This is a genomic window from Mesorhizobium sp. XAP4 (assembly GCF_029269325.1).
In the GTDB taxonomy this organism is placed as follows: domain Bacteria; phylum Pseudomonadota; class Alphaproteobacteria; order Rhizobiales; family Rhizobiaceae; genus Mesorhizobium; species Mesorhizobium ciceri.
Genome location: NZ_JARIXW010000001.1, coordinates 1,210,377 through 1,225,535, shown reverse-complemented (window position 1 = coordinate 1,225,535; position 15,159 = coordinate 1,210,377). Strand labels below are relative to the sequence as shown.

At 62.1% G+C, this 15,159-nt stretch carries 18 protein-coding genes; 7 read left to right on the top strand and 11 right to left on the bottom strand.

All coding sequences use genetic code 11. The annotated features are described in order from the left end of the window. Positions 1-13: 13 nt before the first annotated feature. On the bottom strand, positions 14-673 hold the full coding sequence (locus P3C39_RS06135) for a DUF2726 domain-containing protein (RefSeq protein ID WP_063172305.1): 660 nt from the start codon (positions 671-673) through the stop codon (positions 14-16). Positions 674-845: 172 nt separating this feature from the next. On the opposite strand from P3C39_RS06135, the gene P3C39_RS06130 reads away from it, so the two are divergent. Further along, complete coding sequence (locus P3C39_RS06130; protein ID WP_063173701.1) at positions 846-1,394, top strand: ankyrin repeat domain-containing protein; 549 nt, start codon at positions 846-848, stop codon at positions 1,392-1,394. A 48-nt stretch (positions 1,395-1,442) separates the two neighbouring features. On the opposite strand, the gene P3C39_RS06125 is transcribed toward P3C39_RS06130, so the two are convergent. Next, positions 1,443-1,970: a gamma carbonic anhydrase family protein gene (locus tag P3C39_RS06125; RefSeq protein ID WP_027160406.1), complete on the bottom strand. Its 528-nt coding sequence runs from the start codon at positions 1,968-1,970 to the stop codon at positions 1,443-1,445. A 19-nt stretch (positions 1,971-1,989) separates the two neighbouring features. Next, positions 1,990-2,331, bottom strand: a complete 342-nt coding sequence (locus P3C39_RS06120) for a hypothetical protein (RefSeq protein ID WP_063168099.1) — start codon at positions 2,329-2,331, stop codon at positions 1,990-1,992. A gap of 125 nt (positions 2,332-2,456) precedes the next feature. Between P3C39_RS06120 and P3C39_RS06115 the strand changes: the two genes are divergently transcribed. Further along, a complete protein-coding gene (locus P3C39_RS06115; protein WP_024503873.1) occupies positions 2,457-3,182 on the top strand; it encodes a hypothetical protein in 726 nt (241 codons plus the stop codon). 64 nt (positions 3,183-3,246) lie between these two features. Here the strand turns inward: P3C39_RS06115 and P3C39_RS06110 are convergent, their stop codons facing one another. Both P3C39_RS06110 and cysE read right to left on the bottom strand, forming a co-directional pair. After that, positions 3,247-3,450, bottom strand: coding sequence for a DUF3126 family protein (locus tag P3C39_RS06110; RefSeq protein WP_027160407.1), 204 nt, complete (start codon positions 3,448-3,450; stop codon positions 3,247-3,249). Between the two features lie 311 nt (positions 3,451-3,761). Next, the gene (gene cysE, locus P3C39_RS06105; RefSeq protein ID WP_013531333.1) at positions 3,762-4,610 is read right to left on the bottom strand and encodes a serine O-acetyltransferase; all 849 of its coding nucleotides are present in this window, start codon (positions 4,608-4,610) and stop codon (positions 3,762-3,764) included. Positions 4,611-4,757: 147 nt separating this feature from the next. On the opposite strand from cysE, the gene P3C39_RS06100 reads away from it, so the two are divergent. Further along, on the top strand, positions 4,758-5,360 hold the full coding sequence (locus P3C39_RS06100) for a hypothetical protein (protein ID WP_275952938.1): 603 nt from the start codon (positions 4,758-4,760) through the stop codon (positions 5,358-5,360). Positions 5,361-5,445: 85 nt separating this feature from the next. Here the strand turns inward: P3C39_RS06100 and P3C39_RS06095 are convergent, their stop codons facing one another. The 3 genes from P3C39_RS06095 to P3C39_RS06085 are packed head-to-tail and all read right to left on the bottom strand — an operon-like array spanning position 5,446 to position 7,394. After that, a complete protein-coding gene (locus P3C39_RS06095) occupies positions 5,446-6,213 on the bottom strand; it encodes an alpha/beta hydrolase (protein WP_224621591.1) in 768 nt (255 codons plus the stop codon). A gap of 20 nt (positions 6,214-6,233) precedes the next feature. After that, positions 6,234-6,794 (bottom strand): DUF192 domain-containing protein, encoded by a 561-nt coding sequence (locus tag P3C39_RS06090; RefSeq protein WP_063172308.1) that lies wholly within the window; start codon positions 6,792-6,794, stop codon positions 6,234-6,236. Positions 6,795-6,818: 24 nt separating this feature from the next. After that, complete coding sequence (locus tag P3C39_RS06085; protein ID WP_024503869.1) at positions 6,819-7,394, bottom strand: cold-shock protein; 576 nt, start codon at positions 7,392-7,394, stop codon at positions 6,819-6,821. 238 nt (positions 7,395-7,632) lie between these two features. Here P3C39_RS06085 and P3C39_RS06080 point away from each other — a divergent pair, with 238 nt between their 5' ends. Together P3C39_RS06080 and P3C39_RS06075 are read left to right on the top strand one after the other, a co-directional pair. Next, complete coding sequence (locus P3C39_RS06080) at positions 7,633-8,073, top strand: VOC family protein (RefSeq protein WP_275952937.1); 441 nt, start codon at positions 7,633-7,635, stop codon at positions 8,071-8,073. 147 nt (positions 8,074-8,220) lie between these two features. Next, positions 8,221-8,511, top strand: coding sequence for a DUF2218 domain-containing protein (locus P3C39_RS06075; RefSeq protein ID WP_127366976.1), 291 nt, complete (start codon positions 8,221-8,223; stop codon positions 8,509-8,511). Between the two features lie 8 nt (positions 8,512-8,519). Here the strand turns inward: P3C39_RS06075 and P3C39_RS06070 are convergent, their stop codons facing one another. Both P3C39_RS06070 and ilvA read right to left on the bottom strand, forming a co-directional pair. Further along, positions 8,520-9,080 (bottom strand): DUF1697 domain-containing protein, encoded by a 561-nt coding sequence (locus P3C39_RS06070; protein WP_024503867.1) that lies wholly within the window; start codon positions 9,078-9,080, stop codon positions 8,520-8,522. A gap of 8 nt (positions 9,081-9,088) precedes the next feature. After that, on the bottom strand, positions 9,089-10,345 hold the full coding sequence (ilvA, locus tag P3C39_RS06065; protein ID WP_275952936.1) for a threonine ammonia-lyase IlvA: 1,257 nt from the start codon (positions 10,343-10,345) through the stop codon (positions 9,089-9,091). A 467-nt stretch (positions 10,346-10,812) separates the two neighbouring features. On the opposite strand from ilvA, the gene P3C39_RS06060 reads away from it, so the two are divergent. Continuing rightward, a complete protein-coding gene (locus P3C39_RS06060; protein WP_013531324.1) occupies positions 10,813-11,886 on the top strand; it encodes an alpha/beta hydrolase in 1,074 nt (357 codons plus the stop codon). A 137-nt stretch (positions 11,887-12,023) separates the two neighbouring features. Next, a complete protein-coding gene (locus P3C39_RS06055; protein WP_024503865.1) occupies positions 12,024-13,187 on the top strand; it encodes an alpha/beta hydrolase in 1,164 nt (387 codons plus the stop codon). A 161-nt stretch (positions 13,188-13,348) separates the two neighbouring features. Here the strand turns inward: P3C39_RS06055 and ade are convergent, their stop codons facing one another. Then, positions 13,349-15,157 carry an adenine deaminase gene (ade, locus tag P3C39_RS06050; protein ID WP_275952935.1) on the bottom strand — a complete coding sequence of 603 codons (1,809 nt, stop codon included), beginning with the start codon at positions 15,155-15,157 and terminating at the stop codon, positions 13,349-13,351. Between the last annotated feature and the right edge of the window lie 2 nt (positions 15,158-15,159).

The following is a 15,159-nucleotide window of genomic DNA, read 5'->3' as shown; positions in this document are numbered from 1 at the left end:
TGCAAAAGGTCAGCTATTGCGGTGCGGTGGGCTTGTCCACCAGCCTCTCAACCAGTCGCCTGAGTTCCGAAGGTGTCGTGTGACCGCCGACGATCTCATGGTAACTGATGCCAGCACGTCGCAGCGCTTCCTTTTTGACCGCATCACGTGCTGCTGCTGTGCCTTGGTGATGCGCATGGCCTTGGTATTCGAGCGCATGTCGAGGCAGACAAGTCTCGTCCACAAGAAGAAGGTCCACTCGTTTCGAGTTGATGCAGCTGTAGGCGTCAGCGTTCGCGCTGCGCAAAATTTCGCCCAGTGACACTTGGGCCATCACCTGCCATCCCGGATTGCAGCTGATCACCATGCGATCAAGTTCCTTGAAGACGCGCACTTCACTCCTGTTGAGGAGCGGTTGAATAGTGAAGCTCGCACCCATGACGATCCGCAACTGGTCAGCAGGATCAATCGGTTTCGGTGGCGCGGAAACAGGCTTCGGGGCAACCCATAGGCCGCTAAGAATGTCGCCCCCTCTGCGCTCTCTCGCCCAGCGCCTGCTATTGCTCTCCCTCCATGCCTGCCTCCGTTTCCTCGATAGGAGACGTTCCAAGGCCATACCAATGAAGACGCCAGCTAACAGAATGCAAATTAGCGAAAGAATTTGCTGCGTTTGCTCACTGAGCTGGAATGGCATGCCGGAAAGCTACCTCCGCGATGCAGATTATTATTCAGCGATGACTTATATCAGCAATCCGTGAAATGTTATGCGCATCGTCGACCTACTGGACGCATCGGACGACCGCCTTTCCACGCGCAGGGGATCGGGGCAATATAGGCCGTTGGTTTTCGCCTTCTGGAACACGGCGATGTTGGAAATCCCGGAAGATCGATGCGAGCGTCATCGCCTCTTCAAGGCGATCGACGATGCCTTCAAGGCCGGCGACTTCGACGGCCTCGGTCTAGCCTTGGGCGGCTCTTCGCGCTGGTTCGACGAGCGCATGCCGTTTGAGTTCGGCCTTGGGCATCCGCTGGAATATGCGATCTATTGGAGTCCCGTCGGCTTCATCTCGACCTTGCTGGATGCGGGCTCGGATCCGAATTATCAGGATCATGGCGGGTTTCCGTCCATCATTGCGGCGCTGTCCACCGATCGCGCCAATAGGCTGGACATCGTGCGGGTGCTGATCGAAGCTGGCGCCGACCCCAACATGCGGGGCGTCAACGACTGGACTCCGCTGCACTATTCGGTGGCCATCCGCAGTGTCGATGCGATCCGTCTGCTTTTGGCGGCGGGCGCCGACCCGGCGCTCGAAACCCGCATCGATGACTACAGGACCGCGATCGAGGAAGCCGAGATTGCCGGCTTTGAAGGCGGTGCTTCCTTGCTGCGCGATGCGATGGCTGGGCGCAACTGACGAACAGTGAGTTGAGGCGCTAAGAAACCAGCAAATGCCAGGCTAGCCTCAAACCTTCTTCAACCCCGCCTTGAAGCGCTTGCCGTTGGCGACATAATGCGCCGCCGAGCCGCGCAACCTTGCCACGGCCGCGTCGTCCAGCACCCTGATCGCCTTGGCGGGCGAGCCGACGATCAGCGAATTGTCCGGGAATTCCTTGCCCTCGGTAACCAGCGCACCGGCGCCGACCAGGCAATTCCTGCCGATTTTCGCGCCGTTCAGCACGATGGCGCCCATGCCGATCAGGCTGTTGTCGCCGATCGTGCAGCCATGCAGCAAGGCGCGGTGGCCGATCGTGCAGCCTTCGCCGATCGTCAGCGGGAAACCGGGATCGGTGTGCATGACCGTATGTTCCTGCACGTTGGTGTCGGCACCGATGACGATGGGCTCATTGTCGCCGCGGATGACGGCGCCGAACCAGAAGCCGGCATTGCGTCCGACCCTGACGTCGCCGATCAGCGTCGCATCGGGCGCGATCCAGTTCGAGTCCGCATCGGCGAAGCTGGGCTCTGTTCCATCGATCGCATAAAGCGGCATTTCTGGTCTCCGAATCGTCTCAAGCTGGCAGCTCGGACCCTAGGAGACGGACCGACCATGAGGCAATGGCAAGCACGACGACGCCCAGCGCCAAGGTCCACGCAATTGCCGTGCAGCCGCAGGACATCAGCGCCAACGTTGAAATGCGGCGCTGACGCCGGGCATCGATGGCGTCGTTGACCAGCATGAACGGTCCCGCACAGGCCGTGGCGAGCAGCGAGCGCAAGACATGTGACGGCGACACATAGGGTTCGGTGAAGGCGACCTTGCGGCCCGACACCAGTTCCATGGCCGATCCGGCCAGCCCGCAGGCCGTCAACCCGACGGCAAAAGCAAAGAGTGTGAGTTCCAGCGGTCCCATCTTAACTTTCCATTTACCATGAAATTGCACAGTCGTTCCATGCAGGCTGCAAGAGCCATGCCGTGCGATGTGTGCCGCCCGGGGACACTGGAGGCGGACGGGCGGCCCGAGATCCGAGGACTGAGATGAAGCAGGCAGCGCTCGCCAACGAACTCACCGTGGTCGATTCCACGCTGATGAAGCGGGTGCTCTACGGGTTCGCGGCGCTCGCCCTGTTGTCGGTGGCGATCAGCCTTGCCGGCAAATGGTTCGGCCATTCGATCGCCATGGCCGGATACACCGACGACGCAACGGCCCACCAGGTGGTGATCGGCAACAATGTCATCACGGTCCCGGCCAATGCCATCCGTTTCGCCCAGGCCCGGCGCGACGGCATCGCCTCGCGGCTCGACCTCTATCTGCGCTATCCCCAGATGGACGGCTACAGCGAGGCCGCGCGAGATGATTTCAACCATACGGGGACAGCCAAAAGCATCGTCTTCCTGTCCTTCGAACAGCAGATGATGTCGCGTGACATGAGCGGCCGCTTCGCGCCGATCTACAGCGCGCTGATCACCCGACCCGGCACTGCCGGGCCTGGCGGCACGATGATTTATGGTTTCAACGAGAAATCAGGCTATCTGAACGAGGTGCTGGTTGTCGGCAATCGCCCCGGCAAGGAGCCGTTCGTGGCCCGTTGCCTGAGCGGGCCGAGTGCCGACCAATCGCTGGCGCCTTGCGAGCGCGACATCCAGGTCGGCGACGAACTCAGCCTCACCTATCGCTTCCCAAGGGAGTTTCTGGGCGATTGGCAGGCGCTCGATGCGGCAATCGCCACTGAAGCCGGGCGCGTTCTGAAGGCGGGACGTTAAGAACGCTTCAAGGGAACCCGGCTGGCCGGCTCCATGAAGCCGGCCGACCGCAAGATTTTCTGGCTCAGGCCAGATCGATGTCGAGAATCGCCATCGAAAAATTGTAGTCGCCGTCGTCCTCGTCCTTGAAGACGATGCCGAGGAATTCGTCGCCGACATAGACCTCGGCCGAATCGTCCTTGCGCGGCCGCGCCTTGACCTCGAGCCTGGGGTTTTGGAAGACGCGCTTGAAATAGGCGTCCAGCTTTCTGATTTCGTCCGGCTTCAACAGTCTTCTCCGATCATCGGGCTTGCTCGTTCGAACGCGCTTCTGGCACGTCGACAATGGCGATGTAAAGGCAAGCGGCCTGATTAAGGTCTGTTGATATTCACGTGAGGCCGGCCTGCAAATGGCGGTTTCCTGCGCTTCCCCGTTCTACCGCGTCGCGGTAGAACTGTGCTCACGTACCCAAACGTACGCTCCGCTCCGGTTCTCGGAACCCACCATTTTCGGCTCGGCCTGACCTGAATCTCAAAAGACCTTGGGCGAGAACAATCGCCCATGTCTGCCCACGGCCTCAGGCAGCGGACATATGACGATCAGATGTCGAAACTGACGACCTGATCCATCGTCTGCGACGGCAAAAGCTGGTCCATCTGGCGCGACGGCTGATCGCAGCCGGTCTCGCCGACGACGCGGGCCGGCACGCCGGCAACCGTCTTGTTGTGCGGCACAGGCGACAGCACCACCGAGCCGGCCGCTATCTTCGAGCAATGGCCGATTTCGATGTTGCCGAGTATCTTGGCGCCGGCGCCGATCAGCACGCCGTAGCGGATCTTGGGGTGGCGGTCGCCGCCGGCCTTGCCGGTGCCGCCCAGCGTCACGCCATGCAGGATCGACACGTCATCCTCGATGACCGCCGTCTCGCCGACCACGAGGCCGGTTGCGTGGTCGATGAAGATGCCCTTGCCAATGCGGGCGGCCGGGTTGATGTCGGTCTGGAAGACCGAGGACGAGCGGCTCTGCAGATAGAGCGCGAAATCCTTGCGCCCCTGGTTCCACAGCCAATGCGCCAGCCGATGGGTCTGGATGGCGTGAAACCCCTTGAAATAGAGCACCGGCATGATGAAGCGGTCGCAAGCCGGATCGCGATCGTAATAGGCCTGGATGTCGACACGCACCGTCGTCGGCCACTCCTTGTCGTCGGCCAGCATGGACTTGAAGGTCTGGCGGATGAGATCGGAGCCGATGTCCTGGTGCGCCAGCCGCTCGGCCAGCCGATGAATGACTGCTTCTTCCAGGCTGTCCTGGTTGAGGATGGTCGAATAGAGGAATGCAGCGAGCAGCGGGTCGCGGTTGACAGCCTCCATGGCCTCGTCGCGGATCGAACGCCAGATCGGATCGACCGGCTTCAATGCGCTGTGTCGGGAAATGCTGATGCTGTTCATCGCCGTCTCGTCCTGCGTCCTGCCTGGCTTGCCTGTTGTGCTTGCCTGCTGCCCGGCCGCACATATAAGCCAGATCATAGCACGATTGAACTCAATTTTCCTTAGTGCTTTGTCAAATGGATTTGGTTCGCGGGAATTCAAGCAGCCATGGAAAACGAACCCTTGATCGACGACGCGCTGAAAAGCGAGCTCTCAGCACTCTACCGGGCACAGGGCCGCCACTACCACAACCTTGCCCATATCGAGGCGATGCTGGCGCTGGCTGGCGACTATCGAAGGTTGCTGGCCGATCCCGAGGCGATCGAAGCGGCGATCTGGTTCCACGATGCCGTCTATGACAGCAAGGCCAAGGACAATGAGGCGCAAAGTGCCGCCCTTGCCGAAAAAAAGCTGGCGGGCCGCGCAGATCCTTCACGTATCAACCGCATCTCGGCAATGATCGTCGCCACCAACACGCACCAGGTCCCGCCGTTCGACGACGCGACGGCCACACGGGACGCAAGTCTTTTCCTGGATATGGACCTGTCGATCCTGGGTGCCGCACCGGACGCCTTCGACGCCTATGAGCGCGCCGTGCGGCGCGAGTACCACTGGGTGGAGGAGCCGATGTGGCGAGCCGGACGCAGTGCGGTCTTGAAGAGTTTCCTCGCCCGCCCGCATATCTTCCACACGCAAGAGTTTCGCCAGCGCTTCGAACCGCAGGCCCGGGAAAACATCGCGCGATCGCTGGCGGCCCTTGCAAACGGCTAAGGACAATCAGGATAGGCGCCTATCACGATGCCAAGCAGCCTCGTCCCCGACTACGGCACTGCTTCTCGCTGCCCTGGCCCTCCGCTCAGAGCGGATTTTCGGCATAGAACTCCAGCACGCGCTGCTTGAAGGTCTTGTCCCCGACGGCCAGCATATGGTCCCGGCCCTCGATATGAAAAGCGCTGGCGTTCGGCATCAACGCTGCAAGCTCATCGGGCGAGCCGCCTATGTCGTCGGTCGTTCCGACGGCGACCAGCGTCGGCTGGGCGATGCGGGCAACATCCTGCTCGCTCAGCAATTCGCGCGATTTGGCGATGCAAGCCGCCAAGGCACGGCGATCGCTGCGGGTCTGGTCGGCGAAGGCGCGAAACGACCGGCCGCGCGGATGGCTGGTCGCGGCCGGATCTTCGGCAAGCAGCGCGTCGGCAATCGGATCCCAATCGCCGACACCGTCGATCATGCCGATGCCGAGGCCGCCGAAGACCAGCGTCGCCACCTTGTCCGGATCGGACAGCGCCATGAACGCCGCGATGCGCGCGCCCATCGAATAACCCATGACGTGGGCGCGCTCGATGCCGAGATGGTCGAGCAAGGCAGTGGCATCGGAGGCCATCTTGACCGGCGTATAGTCCGCCTCATCATAGCTCTTGGACGACGCGCCGTGGCCGCGATTGTCAAAGGCGATGGCGCGGTAACCGGCATCGTTCAGCGTCTTGAACCAGCCGGGCGACACCCAGTTGACATAGTGGCTCGAAGCGAAGCCGTGGATCATCAGCACCGGATCGCCCTCGCCCGATTCCGGCTGGCGCTCGAGGAAAGCAAGATCGAAGCCGTCATGGGTGAAAAACTGCATCAGCGACCCCGCTTGCGCACTCAACCGCCACCGCCATTTGGTGCATCGCCATTGTCGGCGGGCGGCATGCTCGGGCCGGACACCGTGCCCACCGCCGGATGGCGCAAAAGGTCGCCATACTCGATGCCGTTCCTGGCGGCAGTGCCGGCCTTGAGCTCGAGCACGAAGCGCACCGGTACACCAGGCGAAATGACGGCGTCTGATTGCGGCTCGCCGTGCTTGACCGCCCGGATCTTGCCATCCTGGCCGACAAAAATCAGATCAAGCGGCATCGGGGTGTTGTGCATCCAGAAGCCAACCTGCTGCTGGACCTCGAAGACGAACAGCATGCCGTGGTTGTCCGCCATGTCCTGGCGATACATCAAGCCAGCCTCGCGCTCCGCGGCGGTGTCGGCGACTTCGATGGAGAAAGAGCGGTCACCGCCTTTCGTCACCACGACCAATGGCGCCGGATCGGCCGGAAGGATCATCGCCCGGCTGTCCGCCGAGGTCGGCTTTTCGGAATAGAAGTAACCACCGGCGGCGGCGATGAAGGCAATCGCGCACATCGCGCCCGCGGTCAGCCAGTTCCTGTAAGCCATTCGAGATCCTCGGCCGGAAACGCCCTAGTGCGAGACCGGCAAGGTCCCCATATCGGGGTGAATTTCGGCGGCCATAAGGCCTTTGTCGCCGCGCCCGAAACGAACCAGCACAACCTGTCCGGGCCGAAGCTCGGTGACACCGTAACGGCGCAAGGTCTCCATATGGACGAAGATATCCTCGGTACCCTCGCCGCGGGTGAGAAAACCAAACCCCTTGGTGCGGTTGAACCATTTCACCAAGGCGCGTTCGAGACCGCTCTCCGGCGTCACCGCGACATGGGTGCGCTGCTCCTGCATCTCGGCCGGGTGGACCGCGGTGGTGACATCCATGGAGAGCACACGGAAGGCCTGCAATCCGCGCTCGCCATGCTTGACGAGGCAGACCACACGCGCGCCTTCCAGGGCCGTCTGAAAGCCGTCTCTTCGAAGACATGTCACATGGAGGAGGATGTCGCCCGAGATGCCGTCATCCGGGAGGATGAAACCATAACCCTTGGCCACATCGAACCACTTGATAGCGCCGGCTACTTCGAGCAGATCAGAAGCGTCGCCGCCTTCGTCACGCTGCAAGGCGTCGCCAAGGGTTCCGTCCCGCCCCATGAAAGAGGCCTTTTCCCCCATAAGAATGCCCCCTCTTTTCAAGAACACCGCAACTGATTCTTGCCAACAGATTAACACTGCGGCTTCCGGTGTGTGCAAGACCTGCCGTGCCTTTTTTCACGGTTCATTGGGGCAATACCGGATTTGTTCTTTGCCGGCATTGCGCACCGCCGCACGATTGCCCTTTGACAGGGCCGACCCTATGTTGCGCCGCAACGCAATTTATCGAGGAAATCACATGCGCTATCTGCACACCATGATCCGCGTCGCCGACGTCAATGCCTCGCTCGACTTCTACTGCAATAAGCTCGGCCTCAAGGAAGTGCGCCGCTACGAAAACGAGCAGGGCCGCTTCACGCTGATCTTCCTCGCCGCACCGGAAGACGAGGAGAGCGGCATCAATGAAAAGGCACCGCTGGTCGAACTGACCTACAATTGGGATCCCGAAGACTACAAGGGCGGGCGCAATTTCGGCCACCTCGCTTATGAGGTCGACGACATCTACGCCACCTGCCAGCATCTGATGGACAATGGCGTCATCATCAACCGGCCGCCGCGCGACGGCAACATGGCTTTCGTCAAGTCGCCGGACGGCATCTCGATCGAGCTTTTGCAGAAAGGCCCGGCCAAGGCCAAGGCCGAGCCTTGGGCTTCGATGGCGAACACCGGAAGCTGGTAGCCGATCACGCTGTCTTGAGCGGACAATGCCAGGCTGACGGCCCCGCTACCGTTTGGTTTTTCAGGGGCGGCGCCTATCTGTCTGGCTGAGGCGCCAGGCTTGGGCCGGCGCCCAGCCATGCAAAAGGGCGCTTGCCCAGGAGAATTCATGCCGACCAGCCATGCCGACGTCGCCACCGAACATGCCAGCCGCTACCTGCAGCAGTTGTGCAAGCACTGGGCACACAAATTCCCGGTCGAGTTCGATCCCACCCATGGCACCATCGATCTCTCAATGGGCCGTACCGTCATGGCTGCCGATGCCGCAGCGCTGCATATCACGGTGTCGACTGACGAAGCAGGATCGATCGAGCGCCTGGAAAGCGTTGTCGCCGATCACATCAAGCGCTTTGCTTTCCGCGAAGAACTGACCTTCGACTGGAAACCAACTTCCGCCTAGCCGGCCAACTACTTCTCACCGGCGTGTGCGGCCATCTCCAGCAGCGCCTGCACCGAGCGCCAATTGCGCGCGGTACCCGGCACTTTCAGCGTGCGCGGGATCAGCCCGGCAAACACCGATTTGCCCAGCCCATTCGGTGCGCTGAGGTAGAGCACATCGCCCTTGATCTCGAAGCGTTCGGGGCCGGTGCACTTTTCGGTCAGCCGCGCCACCTCATCGGCGGTCGGCTCGCGTTCCAGCACATAGGCGTGCAGCTTCGTGTGGTCCGCGGCAATTTCCGGATAGGGATTTTCGCGCACCAGCTTCTCGAACCAGGAGAGATCGCGCACCATGATGCGCGAATGGAACCCCCATTTCGTCTCGAAGGCTGCTTCGAGCAGGTTCGCCAGTGCCGCCGCGTCGCCTTTCTTCGCCCGGAACACGGCATTGCCGCTCTGCACGTAGGTGGCGACGTCGGAAAAGCCGAGGCCCTCGAAGAACGACCGCAGCTCCGCCATCTTGACGATGCGGTTGCCGCCGACATTGATGCCGGAAAACAGCGCGACGAAGATTTTTCCCGGATCAACCATTCGATCGCTCATATGATGAACCCGGCCAGTGTCTCGTTGTCGGTGATGTCCTGATACTGGACGCCCTCGGCCTCGAAATTCGCCTTGAGCAGGTCGAAATTGCGACGGTCCTTGGTTTCGATGCCGATCAGCACCGAACCGAAATTGCGTGCCGATTTCTTCAAATATTCGAAGCGGGCGATATCGTCGTCGGGACCGAGCAATTCGAGGAAGTCGCGTAGCGCGCCCGGTCGTTGCGGAAAGCGGATGATGAAGTACTTCTTCAGCCCCTCGAAGCGCAGCGCCCGCTCCTTGACGTCCGGCAGCCGCTCGAAGTCAAAATTGCCGCCCGAAACCACGGCAACGATGGTCTTGCCCCTGATCTCCTTCCTGGAGAAATCCTTGAGCGCATCGATCGCCAGCGCGCCGGCCGGCTCCAGCACGACGCCTTCGACGTTGAGCATCTCGATCATGGTGGCGCAGAGCCGGTTTTCCGGGATCAGCCGCACCGTGTCGGCCGGAAAATCCTTGAGATGCCGCAACGGCTCGCGGCCGATCTCTGCCACCGCCGCGCCATCGACGAAATTGTCGACCTTGGCGAGTTTGAGCCGTTTTCCCGCAGCGAGGCTCTCGCGCAGGCTCGGCGCGCCTGCCGGTTCGCAGAAGACGAAGCGTGCTTCCCTGCCCTGATCGGCGAAATAGTGGGTGACGCCCGCGGCAAGTCCGCCACCGCCGACCGGCAGCATGACGATATCGGGCATGCGGGCGCCCGGCATCTGGTCCGCGATCTCGTAGGCGACGGTTGCCTGGCCCTCGATGATGTCCTTGTGATCGAAAGGCGGCACCATATGGGCGCCGGAACTGTCGGTGAATTCCAGGGCAGCGCGATAGCAATCGTCGAAGAAATCGCCGACCAGTCTGATCTCGATGAAATCGCCGCCGAACAGCCTGGTCTTGTCGATCTTCTGCTGCGGCGTCGTCACCGGCATGAACACGACGCCTCGCCTGCCGAAATGGCGGCAGACGAAAGCAAAGCCCTGCGCGTGGTTGCCGGCGGACGCGCAGACGAACAGTTCGGCCTCGTTGCCGGCCGCCAGTGTCTTGCGGAAGAAATTGAAGGCGCCGCGGATCTTGTAGGAGCGGACCGGCGACAGATCCTCGCGCTTCAACAGCACCCGCGCACCGGTCTTTTTCGACAGATAGTCGTTTTCCTGTAGCGGCGTTTCAGGGAAGATCTGGCGGATCGCGGCGGCAGCGGCAGCAACGCGGGAAGAGAAACTGTTCATCGGAAACCACCCCTGGGGAAAATCACCTTGCGTTGCATGCTGTCCGCGGATCTCTATCATTAATCGGGTCGCGAACGTTCGGTTGTTGAGCGCCATGACCAGGTGCGGCGCGAGCCCGCCTATCACATATCCGGCTCCCCAGCGCCATCGTCCATCATTTACGTCCTTCCGGGCGGAAATTTTGCGAAATATTTTCAGCTACTTGCGGGTGCATTCTCATGCCCCCTCGCATCGGGCGGTATGAAATCGCTATCTCCGCGGGGATTGGAGGGCCAGCGGCGACGCCGCTCATTGCGCACATCACGCAGGCGTTTCCCGCCATTTTGGCTTTCGCGCAACACTGCGATGGCCGCAGCGGGGCGCCGACCACATTTCGACTCGACAGGACTTAGTTCTGCCGCACTCTGCCTGTCCGGGAGGTATCGTGAGGATAGACAGGCCTTTCGGCCGGAGTTGGAAATTCAGGCGTGCCTTTGAAGAAGATTTTTACCGTTGTCCTGGCCTTGTTCGTCGCCGGCTGCGCCGGCCAGCAAACACAGGAATTGCTTGGCAGCGCCATGGTGTCCGCGCCGGTGACGGAGATCGCCGGCAACCACTCGATCTTCATCGCCACGACGCGCAAGAAATCCGACGATCCCAACAAGGTTTTCGACGGCGAACGGTCGGCGACGCTGAACTATGCCCGCGTCAACGTCACCGTTCCGGGGCTTCACAAGACCGGCCAGATCGAGCGCCGCTCGCGCGGCAAGTCGGACGACCCGGCCAAGTATTTCATGGCTTCCGAGGTCGTCGGCTACGACACGCAGCCGAAATTCTCCAGCGCGCTCAACGCCGACATCGCGGCGCGCGGCGGCCGCGTCATGGTCTTCGTGCATGGCTACAACACCGGCTTCGATGCCGCCGTCTATCGCCTGACCCAGATCGTCCATGATTCCGGCTATCCCGGCACGCCAGTGCTGTTTTCCTGGGCATCGGGCGCCAGGACCACCGACTATGTCTACGACAAGGAAAGCGCCAGCGCTGCCCGCGACCAGTTGGAGGTGACGCTCAGGATGCTGGAGCAGTCCGGCGCGCGGCGCATCGACATCGTCGCACATTCGCTCGGAACCTGGGTCACCATGGAAACGCTGCGCCAGATGGCCATCACCGGCGATCGCGATCTCGGCGGTAAGCTCGGCGACGTGGTGCTGGCCTCGCCCGACATCGATGTCGACGTGTTCAAGAGCCAGATGCGGCGCTATGGCAAGCCCGACAAGCCGTTCATCCTGCTGTTGTCGGACGACGACCGTGCGCTGCGGCTCTCCGGCCTGATCGCCGGTTCGCGGCCGCGTGTCGGCGACTACAAGGATGCCGCCGATCTTGCCTCTTATGGCGTGACGGTCGTCGACCTGTCCAAGGTCAAGGGATCGGATAGCTTCAACCATACGAAGTTCGCCGACAATCCGACGCTGGTGAAGATGATCGGCCAGCGGCTGCGCGAGGATGACGGCTTTGCCAGCGACCGTGATGTCACTGACCGCATCAGCCTGCTTGGCCAATAGGTGCGGTCTCGCGGCCATGCCTGCCCGGCATCGCGGACGTATGGATTCACTTTGAACTGGACCGCGCCGGTCTCTGGCCTTATCGGAATAGCCAGCGACGTCACGCGTTTGACGTCCCCTTTTGCGGGAGCCTGCGTGTGACCGTGCGTTCGAAGAGCTACCTCGTCGTTGCATTGGCGCTCGCTGTCACCGGCTGCGCTGGCGGGAAAACGCACGACCTGCTCAACAGGACGACGGTCTCGGTGCCCGCATCCGACATCGCGGCCACGCATGAAATCTTCGTCGCCACCACCCGCCAGAGGGCAACAAAAGAGCCGCGACAGGTTTACGACGGCGATCGCTCGCTGACCACCAGCTTTGCCCGTGTCGACGTCACCGTTCCCAAAAGCCATCAGGTCGGCGCCATCGAGCGGGCCAAGGGATCGGCAAACAGCAATCCTGCCAAGGATTTTACCGCCAAGGACGTCACTTTCTATGAGGGCGCGCCCCAGTTCGCCAAAGCGGTCGGCGCCGACATTTCCATGCGCGGCGACCGTGCGCTGGTTTTCGTGCACGGCTTCAACAACGGTTTTGACGACGGCATCTACCGGCTGACGCAGATCGCCCACGACACCAAATATCCCGGCACCCCGGTGCTGTTCTCCTGGGCTTCGAGCGGCAAGACCACGGGTTATATCTACGACAAGGAAAGCGCCAACGCAGCGCGCGACGACCTCGAGGCGACGCTCCGGATGCTGGCCAAGACAAAGGTCAAGAGCATCGACATCATCGCCCATTCGATGGGAACCTGGGTGACCATGGAGGCGCTGCGCCAGCTTGCCATCACCGGCGACCGGGATCTCGGCGGCAAGCTGGGCTATGTCATCCTGGCCTCGCCCGACATCGATGTCGACGTCTTCAAGAAGCAGATGATCCGCTACGGCAAACCCGACAAGCCGTTCGCCATCCTGCTCTCTGCGGATGACCGGGCTCTCAAGCTCTCGTCCCTGATCTCGGGCGACAAGCCGCGCGTCGGCGACTACGGCAACGCTGCAGACCTCGCCAGCTATGGCGTGTCGGTGGTCGATCTTTCCCAGGCCAAGGGCGGCGACCGCCTCAACCACGCCAAATTCGCCGACAACCCGATGCTGGTGCAACTGCTCGGCGACCGGCTGCGGGCGCCGGCGGGCCTCGCCTCGGACGAACCCGACCCGACACAGCTCAACAATCTCGGCCAGGGCCTCGGCAAGGCCGTCGGCTCGGTCGCAGAGATCGTCATCACCACGCCGTTCAAGGTGCTGACCATCGCCACCGGCGGGTGAGCCAGCGGGCGGCATTGGCGCTAGGATTGTTGAGATTCGGGTCAGGCCGAGCCGAAAGTGGTGGTTTTCGAGAACCGGAGCGGAGCGTACTTAAGTACGTGAGCACCGGAAGCGCAGAAAATCGCTACTTGCAGGCCGGCATGGCCTGAATATCAACAATCCTAGACGAACAGATCGACCTTCTGGAATGTCGTCACATCGATCAGGCCGACGTCGGAGATCCTGAGCTCCGGAATGACGACCAGCGCCAGCAGCGAGTGCTGCATGTAGGCGTTGTTCAGCGAACAGCCCATCTTGCGCATCGCCTCGGTGAGCTTCTCGGCCTTGGCCGCGACGATTTCCGCCCGTTCGTCCGACATCAGGCCTGCGATCGGCATTTCGACCAGCGCCAGTTCCTTGCCCTTGGAGAACAGCACGACGCCGCCACCGACCGCGCCCAGACGGTTTACCGCCAGCGCCATGTCCTGCTTGTTGGTGCCGACGCAGATGATGTGGTGGGCGTCATGCGCCACGCTGGACGCCATGGCGCAGTCGCCCATATAGCCGAAGCCCGAAACGAAGGCGTTGGTGACGCCGCCCGTGCCCCTGTGACGCTCGACCAGCGCGATCTGGCAGATGTCGTTGCGGCGGTCCATGGCGACCAGCCCGTCCTCGACCGGCAGATCGGCCTCCAGCGCGCGCGTCGGCGCCTGGTTCTCGATGACGCCGATGACACGCACCCGAACCTCGTTGGCGCCCTTGGGGGCGGCGATATCGAAGTCGTCGCCCTTCAACTTCTTGCCGAGCTTGACGGTGTTCTTCGCCGTCCGGGGGTAATCATAGGCCGGAATGTCGATTTCGAGCTTGCCGCCCTTGGCCACCCTGACGCCGCGTGCATAGACCTCGTCGATGGTCATTGCGGCGAGATCCGAGACGATCAGCAGGTCGGCCAGCCGGCCCGGCGCGATCGAGCCGATCTCGCGCTCCAGTTTGAAATGCTGGGCGGTGTTGAGCGTCGCCATCTGGATCGCCGTCACCGGCTTCAATCCCTGTTGGATGGCGTGGCGCACCACGCGGTCCATATGGCCCTCCTGGACCAGCGTGCCGGAATGGCTGTCGTCGGTGCACAGGACGAAGTTGCGCGGGTCGATTCCGCCCTCCGTCACCGCCTTGATCTGCGAGGCAACGTCGTACCAGGCCGAGCCCAGCCGCAGCATCGCCTTCATGCCCTGGCGCACGCGGGCGATGGCGTCCTCGGCGCGCGTGCCCTCATGATCGTCCTCGGGGCCGCCGGCGACGTAGCCGTGGAACGGCAGGCCGAGATCGCGCGAGGCATAGTGGCCGCCGACCGTCTTGCCTGCCTTGACAGTCGCGGCGATCTCGCCCGACATGACCGGATCATTGGCGACGACGCCGGGGAAATTCATCACTTCGCCCAGGCCGATAATGTTCTCCCAGGTCATCGCTTCCGCGACATCGGCGACCGTCAGCTCGGCGCCGGCATGTTCCAGCCCCGGCGCCGAAGGCACGCAGGACGGCATCTGGACATGCACGTTGATGGGCATGGCGACCGCTTCGTCATGCATCAGCCGCACGCCGGGCAGACCCAGAACATTGGCGATTTCGTGCGGGTCGATGAACATCGAGGTGGTGCCGTGCGGAATGACGGCCCGGCAGAACTCGGTCACCGTCACCATGCCGCTCTCGACATGCATATGCGCGTCGCAGAGGCCGGGCACCAGATAACGCCCGCCGGCATCGACCACCTTGGTGCCCTGGCCGATTGCATGGCTGGCATTGGGCCCGCAATAGGCAAAGCGCCCGCCGGCAATGGCGATGTCGGTGCCGGCGATGATCTCGCCCGAATGAACGTTCACCCAGCGGCCGTTGCGCACGACCAGGTCAGCGGGTTTGCGCCCCACGGCGACATCGACCAGATGTGTCGCCATCTCGGTCCAAGGTCTGGGTTTTGCGGGCGTTGCTTTCGTCATGG

Bases quoted from the DNA above. Each gene is read 5' to 3' on its own strand.
- P3C39_RS06125 (WP_027160406.1), bottom strand. From the start codon at position 1,970: ATGCCGCTTTATGCGATCGATGGAACAGAGCCCAGCTTCGCCGATGCG.
- P3C39_RS06115 (WP_024503873.1), top strand. From the start codon at position 2,457: ATGAAGCAGGCAGCGCTCGCCAACGAACTCACCGTGGTCGATTCCACG.
- P3C39_RS06100 (WP_275952938.1), top strand. From the start codon at position 4,758: ATGGAAAACGAACCCTTGATCGACGACGCGCTGAAAAGCGAGCTCTCA.
- ade (WP_275952935.1), bottom strand. From the start codon at position 15,157: ATGACGAAAGCAACGCCCGCAAAACCCAGACCTTGGACCGAGATGGCG.
- P3C39_RS06120 (WP_063168099.1), bottom strand. From the start codon at position 2,331: ATGGGACCGCTGGAACTCACACTCTTTGCTTTTGCCGTCGGGTTGACG.
- ilvA (WP_275952936.1), bottom strand. From the start codon at position 10,345: ATGAACAGTTTCTCTTCCCGCGTTGCTGCCGCTGCCGCCGCGATCCGC.
- P3C39_RS06090 (WP_063172308.1), bottom strand. From the start codon at position 6,794: ATGGCTTACAGGAACTGGCTGACCGCGGGCGCGATGTGCGCGATTGCC.
- cysE (WP_013531333.1), bottom strand. From the start codon at position 4,610: ATGAACAGCATCAGCATTTCCCGACACAGCGCATTGAAGCCGGTCGAT.
- P3C39_RS06135 (WP_063172305.1), bottom strand. From the start codon at position 673: ATGCCATTCCAGCTCAGTGAGCAAACGCAGCAAATTCTTTCGCTAATT.
- P3C39_RS06080 (WP_275952937.1), top strand. From the start codon at position 7,633: ATGCGCTATCTGCACACCATGATCCGCGTCGCCGACGTCAATGCCTCG.
- P3C39_RS06075 (WP_127366976.1), top strand. From the start codon at position 8,221: ATGCCGACCAGCCATGCCGACGTCGCCACCGAACATGCCAGCCGCTAC.
- P3C39_RS06070 (WP_024503867.1), bottom strand. From the start codon at position 9,080: ATGGTTGATCCGGGAAAAATCTTCGTCGCGCTGTTTTCCGGCATCAAT.
- P3C39_RS06130 (WP_063173701.1), top strand. From the start codon at position 846: ATGTTGGAAATCCCGGAAGATCGATGCGAGCGTCATCGCCTCTTCAAG.
- P3C39_RS06085 (WP_024503869.1), bottom strand. From the start codon at position 7,394: ATGGGGCGGGACGGAACCCTTGGCGACGCCTTGCAGCGTGACGAAGGC.
- P3C39_RS06095 (WP_224621591.1), bottom strand. From the start codon at position 6,213: ATGCAGTTTTTCACCCATGACGGCTTCGATCTTGCTTTCCTCGAGCGC.